The organism is Actinomadura sp. 6K520 (assembly GCF_004349245.1).
Classification (GTDB): Bacteria; Actinomycetota; Actinomycetes; order Streptosporangiales; family Streptosporangiaceae; genus Spirillospora.
In genome coordinates, this window is the sequence record NZ_SMLC01000263.1 from 1 (window position 1) to 7,375 (window position 7,375).

6 protein-coding genes are annotated in these 7,375 nt (G+C 71.3%); 4 read left to right on the plus strand and 2 right to left on the minus strand.

Going from position 1 to position 7,375, the window contains the following annotated elements:
• Positions 1-792, plus strand: a 792-nt coding sequence (locus E1289_RS35150; RefSeq protein ID WP_207929356.1) for a DUF1906 domain-containing protein, incomplete at its 5' end; no start/stop codon positions are given.
• A 168-nt stretch (positions 793-960) separates the two neighbouring features.
• Entirely contained in the window at positions 961-2,349 is a 1,389-nt protein-coding gene (locus E1289_RS35155) for a glycine--tRNA ligase (RefSeq protein WP_131988089.1), read from the plus strand.
• Positions 2,350-2,485: 136 nt separating this feature from the next.
• On the opposite strand, the gene E1289_RS35160 is transcribed toward E1289_RS35155, so the two are convergent.
• Positions 2,486-3,148, minus strand: a complete 663-nt coding sequence (locus E1289_RS35160; protein ID WP_131988091.1) for a hypothetical protein — start codon at positions 3,146-3,148, stop codon at positions 2,486-2,488.
• Between the two features lie 366 nt (positions 3,149-3,514).
• Between E1289_RS35160 and E1289_RS35165 the strand changes: the two genes are divergently transcribed.
• On the plus strand, positions 3,515-3,967 hold the full coding sequence (locus tag E1289_RS35165) for a hypothetical protein (RefSeq protein ID WP_131988093.1): 453 nt from the start codon (positions 3,515-3,517) through the stop codon (positions 3,965-3,967).
• A 61-nt stretch (positions 3,968-4,028) separates the two neighbouring features.
• The gene (gene secD / locus E1289_RS35170) at positions 4,029-6,311 is read left to right on the plus strand and encodes a protein translocase subunit SecD (protein WP_131988095.1); all 2,283 of its coding nucleotides are present in this window, start codon (positions 4,029-4,031) and stop codon (positions 6,309-6,311) included.
• A 78-nt stretch (positions 6,312-6,389) separates the two neighbouring features.
• On the opposite strand, the gene E1289_RS35175 is transcribed toward secD, so the two are convergent.
• A partial coding sequence (locus E1289_RS35175) for a DUF4190 domain-containing protein (protein WP_131988097.1) occupies positions 6,390-7,375 on the minus strand: 986 nt, incomplete at its 5' end.

Genomic DNA, 7,375 nt, shown 5'->3' on the forward strand with positions numbered 1-7,375 from the left:
GGCCGGCCGCCGAGCCCGCCCCCGCCGAGCCCGGCCGTGCCCAGTCCGTCCGTGGCGAGCCCGTCCCAGCCGGGCGGGTCGCAGGCGGGCGCCGCGGAGGCCGCGCCCAAGAAGTGGGTGCGCGGCAAGGGGTTCGACACCTGCGCGGCACCGTCCATCGAGGCGATGAAGGCGTGGCGGCCGTCGTTCAAGGTCACCAACATCTACATCGGCGGCGCCGCACGCGGATGCGCGCAGCCCAACCTCACCGAGCGATGGGTGCGCGAGGTCCGCGAGATGGGGTACCGCATCACGCCCACCTACGTCGGCCTCCAGGCCCCCTGCGGCAGCCGCCCGCAGCGGTTCACCGCCAAGAACGCCGCGAGCCAGGGCCGGAAGGCCGCCGTGGACGCCGCCCGCAAGGCCGAGGCGCTCGGCATCCCGGCCGGTGCGCCCGTCTACTTCGACATGGAGGCGTACGACAGCCGCAAGCGCGCCTGCAAGGCCGCGGTCCTGCGGTTCGTGGACAACTGGGTCCGGCGGCTGAAGGCGGAGGGGTACACGCCCTGCCTCTACAGCAGCGTCACCTCCGGCATCCGGGACGTCGGCCGCGCCACCCGCATCAGCAAGCCCGAAGGCGTCTGGTTCGCCCACTGGAACGGCAAGGCCCAGGTCTACGGCGACCCGTTCATCCCCGACGACTGGTGGCGTCCGCACCGCCGCATCAAGCAGTACCGGGGCGACCACTACGAAACGCATGGCGGAGTCACCCTCAACATCGACAGCAACATCGCCGATGGCCTCGCCTACTAGGTACACCTACCAGCCGTCATGGTGCCCTAAGCTGGGAACGCTCGCGGGCGCCGTGGAAGATCGCGCCGCGGGCGTCATCACCGGGGATCACATTCGCCGCCGCCCGCCGCCGCGGGATCGGGGCGCACTCACTGTCCCGCCGACCGCCAGTTGGATGGAGAATCTCTCATGGCACGCCGTTCCGATGTGCTGGACACGATCGTCAACCTCGCCAAACGGCGCGGCCTGGTCTACCCGTCGAGCGAGATCTACGGCGGGCTCCGCGCGTCCTGGGACTACGGCCCGCTCGGCGTCGAGCTGAAGAACAACGTCAAGCGCCAGTGGTGGAAGTCCATGGTGCAGGGCCGCGACGACATCGTCGGCCTCGACTCGTGCGTCATCCTGGCGCGCGAGGTCTGGGAGGCCAGCGGCCACGTCCAGGCGTTCGTCGACCCGCTCACCGAGTGCCAGTCCTGCCACAAGCGCTTCCGGGCCGACCACCTGGAGGAGGCGTACGAGGAGAAGCACGGCCGTCCGCCGGCGAACGGCCTGGCCGACATCGGCTGCCCGAACTGCGGCGTCAAGGGCTCGTTCACCGAGCCGCGGATGTTCAACGGCCTGCTGAAGACCTACCTCGGCCCCGTCGAGGACGAGTCGGGCCTCGCCTACCTGCGGCCGGAGACGGCGCAGGGCATCTTCATCAACTACATGAACGTCCAGCAGTCCGCGCGGCGCAAGGTGCCGTTCGGCATCGGGCAGATCGGCAAGTCGTTCCGCAACGAGATCACGCCCGGCAACTTCATCTTCCGGACCCGCGAGTTCGAGCAGATGGAGATGGAGTTCTTCGTCAAGCCCGGCAGCGACGAGGAATGGCACCAGTACTGGATCGACGAGCGCATGCAGTGGTACGTCGACCTCGGCATCAGCAAGGAGAACCTGCGGCTCTACGAGCACCCGCAGGAGAAGCTGTCGCACTACTCCAAGCGGACCGTGGACGTGGAGTACCGCTTCGACTTCGCCGGCGGCGAGTGGGGCGAGCTGGAGGGCATCGCCAACCGCACCGACTTCGACCTGACGACGCACTCCAAGGCGTCCGGCACCGACCTGTCGTTCTTCGACCAGGAGTCCGGTGAGCGCTACATTCCGTACGTGATCGAGCCGGCGGCGGGCGTCGACCGCTGCACGCTCACGTTCATGATGGACGCCTACGCCGAGGACGAGGCGCCCAACGCCAAGGGCAAGCTGGAGAAGCGCACGGTCATGCGGCTCGACCGGCGGCTCGCCCCGGTCAAGGTCGCGGTGCTGCCGCTGTCGCGCAACGCCGACCTGTCCCCGAAGGCCCGCGACCTCGCCGCGCAGCTGCGCCGCAACTGGAACGTCGACTTCGACGACGCGGGTGCCATCGGCCGCCGGTACCGCCGCCAGGACGAGATCGGCACGCCGTTCTGCGTCACGGTCGACTTCGACACCCTGGAGGACGAGGCGGTGACCGTCCGGGAACGCGACTCGATGAGCCAGGAGCGCATCGCGCTGAGCCAGGTGGAGGCGTTCCTCGCCGCGCAGCTCGTCGGCTGCTGAGCGCCGGCCGCACCCCGCGGCCGGAAAGCGCTACGGGCCGCCCCCTGGCTTGGGGGGCGGCCCGCATCCTTCTATGGGAGCGCGTCCCTGGGAGTGGACGCTTGCCGGGAGCGTGCCGGCGAGCTTTCGGGGAGCGTCAGCTCGTCACGTACAGGGACTGGTCGTACGTGCCGGAGCCGGGGGTGGTCTCGCCCTGCAGCGCGTAGGTCGCGGTGACCTGGGCGGTGGACGGGCACAGGAAGTGGCTGCCGGACTGCCGGTTCACCGTGGCGCTGCTGACGCCGACCTGGGCCTCGCCACTGCTGGTGTCCGGCCGCGCGGGGTTGTCGCCGTTGTAGCCGTTGGCGGTGAGGGTGCCGCCGAAGTTGCAGCCGATTCCGCCGAACAGGTCCACGACCGCGCGGACGCTGAAGTTGGCGATGGTGACCGTGGCGTCGCGGCCGTTGGTCCCGGCCGGGTCGTGCGCGACGGCGCCGCCGGTCCACGGCAGGTTCATCGTGGTGATGGACACGTCGGAGGTGCCGGAGCACTCGCTGAAGCTGGCGCCGGCGATGGCGAGGCCGGTGCCGTCGGAGTTGATCGACCCGGTCATGGTGGACTCGCTGCACGAGCCGCTGCCGATCGACGCGGAGACGGAGGCTTCGCCGAGCAGCGACGCCTGGACGTTGCCGGAGTAGGGGTCGGCGGTCGCCGAGCCCGCGCGGATGGTGGTGGTAGCGGCGGAGGCGGGGGCGGCTGTCAGCGCGAAGGCGGTGAGCGCCGCGGTGCCGAGGACAGCGACCTGTCTGAAACGTGCCACCGGAGACTCCTCTGTCCGGTTCGGGGTGGGCGTACGCGAAAGTAATTCGCTTTTGCTGGGCGGGGCAATGGCTGCAGGCCGATTGCGGCCTGGCCGCATTCGGACACGCATCCGTGTTCGCTGGCACGCGCGCCGGGAGGGGGAGGGGCACGGCATTGTCACGCCGGCTCACCTTGACGGGAAATCCATCCCGTGTTTTGTCAACGAAGTGCGATCCGTGCTCCCCTAACCTGAACCTGGGTTAGGTTGACTGGACCGCCCGCCGCCGCCCCGGCATCGTGGGCGGCACCACCACGGACCACCACCACGGACCACGACCACCGGCCACGACCGAGCACCCTGACCCGAGCCGAGCGGAGGAGCGGAATGCGCGAGCTACCGCGTCCGATCCTCCCCCTCGCCCGGCTGCTCATCGTCACGCTGGGGCTCCTCGGTTTCGTGGCCGCGCCCACCGGGTTCGGGACCGGATCCGGGGCGCAGGCCGGAGGCTCCGCCACCGGGACGATCTCCGCCGTCCGGACCTGGGTGGCCCAGCACACCCCTACTCGCAGCCGCGCCTCCGCCAGGCCGCACCCGGGCGGCCACGCGCAGACCGCGGCCACCGGCGGCACCGTGGCCACCGCGCCGACGCGGCAGGTCGCCGCACCGGACGCGCCCGACGCGCAGCCCGCGCCCGCGGCGCTCCCGGTCCCCGGTACCGAGGTCCGGCCGCCGTCCGCCCGCGCCATCCGCCCCTCGGCCGCCGCCGGCAGCGCGCCCGGCCTCGCGACGGGCGGCGTCCCGCGCGGCCGCGCCCCGCCCGCCTCCACGCGCACCTGACCCTTTCGTCCGCGGTTCCGCGCGCAGCCGCGCGGAGCCGAAGCTCCGTGGAGGTCCCCTTTTGAACCGCGCCAACCTGGTGCGGGCGGTACTGGCACTCGCCGTGCTCGCCACATCCTTCTACTTCGCCTACACCAAGGAAGCCCGCCTCGGCCTCGACCTCCGTGGCGGCACCCAGATCGTCCTCGAAACGCAGGACTCGCCGACGGTCAAGGCCGACCGCGAGTCCACCGACCGCGCCCTGGAGGTCCTGCGGCGCCGCATCGACGCCCTCGGCGTGGCCGAGTCGTCGATCACGCGGTCCGGCGACCGGCGGCTGATCGTCGAGCTGCCCGACGTCCAGGACCCGACCCGGGCGACCGAGGCGATCGGCAAGACCGCCCAGCTCACCGCGCACCCCGTGCTCCCCAACACCGGCCAGCAGCCCGACAAGAAGAAGGGCCAGCAGGTCCTCCCGGACGAGAGCGGCCAGCCCATCCTGATCGGGCCCGCCGCGCTCACCGGTGAGGGCATCGGCGAGGCGGGCGCCTCCTACGACCCGCAGAACGTCGGCGGCTGGGCCGTCAACGTCGACTTCAAGGGCGACGGCGGCAAGACCTGGGAGCAGCTGACGGCCAAGGCCGCCTGCGCGGTCGGCGACGAACGGCGGATCGCGATCGTCCTGGACGGCAAGGTGATCTCCTCGCCGCAGGTGACCCAGAGCGTGCCGTGCGGCGTCGGCATCACCGGCGGATCGACCCAGATCACCGGCGACTTCGGCGCCGACGAGGCCAAGGACCTCGCGGCCCTCATCGAGGGCGGCGCGCTCCCGGTGCCCGTGCAGATCATCGAGCAGCGGGTGGTCGGCCCGACGCTGGGCGACGAGGCGATCGAGGCCAGCGCCAAGGCCGCCGTCATCGGCATCATCCTGACCGGGCTGTTCATCGTCGCGGTCTACCGCATCGTCGGCCTCCTCGCGACCGTTGCCCTCGCCGGATACGCGCTGATCTCCTACGGCGCCCTCGTCGCGATCGGGGCGACGCTCACCTTGCCCGGCCTGGCCGGGTTCGTCCTGGCCATCGGCATGGCGATCGACGCCAACGTGCTCGCCTTCGAACGCGCGAGAGAGGAACTGGCGGCGACCCCGAGCCGCCGGGCGCGCTCGGTGCTGGCCACCGGGTTCAACAAGGCATGGTCGGCGATCGCCGACACCGCCGTCACCACCCTGCTCGCCGGCGCGCTGCTGTTCTTCCTGGCCTCCGGGCCGGTGCGCGGCTTCGGTGTCACCCTCACCATCGGTGTGATCGCCTCGCTCATCTCCGCGATGCTGGTGAGCCGCGTCCTCACCGACGCCGTCGCGGCGCGGCTCCCCAAGCTCACCAAGGGCAGGGCCGGCGGTCTCAGCGGCGCCGGGCGCATCCGGCGGTGGCTGAACGAGCGCGGCCCCGACCTGATGAAGCGCCGCCGGCTCTGGCTCGGCATCTCCGGGCTCGCCGTCGCCGCCGCCGCGGCCGGGATCTTCACCCAGGGACTCAACTTCGGTGTCGAGTTCACCGGCGGCCGCCTCGTCGAGTACTCCACGAGCCGCCCGCTCGACATCGACGACGCCCGCCAGGCCGTCTCCGACGCCGGGTTCCCGCGCGCCGTCGTGCAGAGCTCCGGCGACGCCGACATCTCCGTCCGGACGAGCGACCTCACCAACGAGGAGGAGAAGCGCATCCAGGACGCCCTCGGCAAGGAGGGCGGCGGGGCCACCAAGATCCGCGACGAGCTGATCGGGCCCAGCCTGGGCGACGAGCTGCGCACCAAGGCGCTGATCGCCCTCGGCGTCGCGTTGCTGGCCCAGCTCGCCTACCTGACGATCAGATTCCGCTGGACGTTCGCGACCGGCGCGGTGGTCGCCATGTTCCACGACATCATGATCGTCACCGGCGTCTTCGCCTGGCTCGGCAAACCGATCGACGGGGTGTTCCTGGCCTCGCTGCTCACGATCATCGGATACTCGGTGAACGACTCGGTCGTCGTGTTCGACCGCATCCGGGAACTGTGGGGCGCCAATCCCAAGGGCAGGTTCGCCGACATCGCGAACAAGGGCACCCTGCAGACCGTCCCGCGGACGATCAACACCGGTATGGGCGCCCTGTTCATCCTGGGCGCGCTGGCCATCCTCGGCGGCGACTCGCTGATGGACTTCGCCATCGCGCTGCTGATCGGCATCGTCATCGGGACGTACTCCAGCGTCTTCACCGCGACGCCCGTGGCGATCGTGCTGGAGAAGTACGCGAAGTCCCCGCCGCCCCAGCCCAAGGACAGGCCCAAGGCGCCCGTCCACCGCACCTCCGACAGTTCGGGCGCGGTCGTCTAGCGCCGTCCCGCCACACCGTGCCGCCGGTGCCCGCTCCGGGCGCCGGCGGCACGCGCGTGCGGTGGTGCCGGGTGCGGGTCAGCGGGGGAGCATCGGCTTCTTCAGCGGGCCGGTCTCGCTCTCGCCGAAGCAGACGGCGGTGCGGCGCCCGGCGTCCCAGTCGGTCTTCTCGGGGTACAGCCACCACATCAGGTCGGGCGTCCGGTGGCCGCGGAAGATCTTCTCCCCGCGCCGCTCGCAGCCGCGCCGGGCACTGCGGTCCGCCGCCTTCTCCCCTGGGTACGGGCCTGCTCCCAGTGCGAAGGTCGCGTACACCTGGATCCGGTATCCCTCGGTGCAGGAGACGGTGCGCTGGGCGAACGACTGATCGTCCCATTCGGGGAGGCAGTCCCCGGCCTTCAGTTCGTCCCAGAGCTTCAGGCTCGGATCGAGGGTTTCGCCGAGCGGTGAGGTGAGCGCCTCGGGGCCGGTGTAGCGCATCAGGCAGACCACCTCGCGGTCGCCGTCGTTCCAGGTCGCTCGGCTGGGCCAGAGGTTGTAGGGCTCCAGGTCCTTGGCGTGCCGGCTCTTCTGCAGCCGGCCGCTCTTCTCGAAGCAGGCTACGTCCGCCTGCTCGGCGACCTTCTCGTCCCCGGGATGCTCGTCGCCGGACAGGCGCAGCTTGGCGACGACCTCGCCGTCGTGTGGCTGCGAGCAGGGCAGCGCCGTCACCAGGATCTTGGTCGTGTCCCCGTCGAACCCGGTGAAGCAGTCACCGGTCCGGAGGGCCGCGACGAGCACCCGCCCCTTCCCGGTGACCTGCCCGGACTCATCGCGGTCGACGATCAGGAGCGAATCGGCGGTGAGGAGGAGGGCGACCACCCCCGCCACGGTCCACAGGGCGGACGCGACGAGGCCGCCGACGGCCAGGCCCTTGCCCTTCTCTCCGCGCCCTCCGGCCTGCAGCAGCGCGGCGATGCCGAAGCCCACCGCCAACAGTACGAGGCCGAGGAGCCCGGTGACCAGCGCGGCGATCGCGAGCCTGTTCGTCCGGGCGGGGCCGGCCGGGGGAGGCTGCCCGTAGG

Coding starts and splice junctions, on each gene's coding strand:
- E1289_RS35155 (WP_131988089.1), top strand. CDS start 961: ATGGCACGCCGTTCCGATGTGCTGGACACGATCGTCAACCTCGCCAAA.
- E1289_RS35165 (WP_131988093.1), top strand. CDS start 3,515: ATGCGCGAGCTACCGCGTCCGATCCTCCCCCTCGCCCGGCTGCTCATC.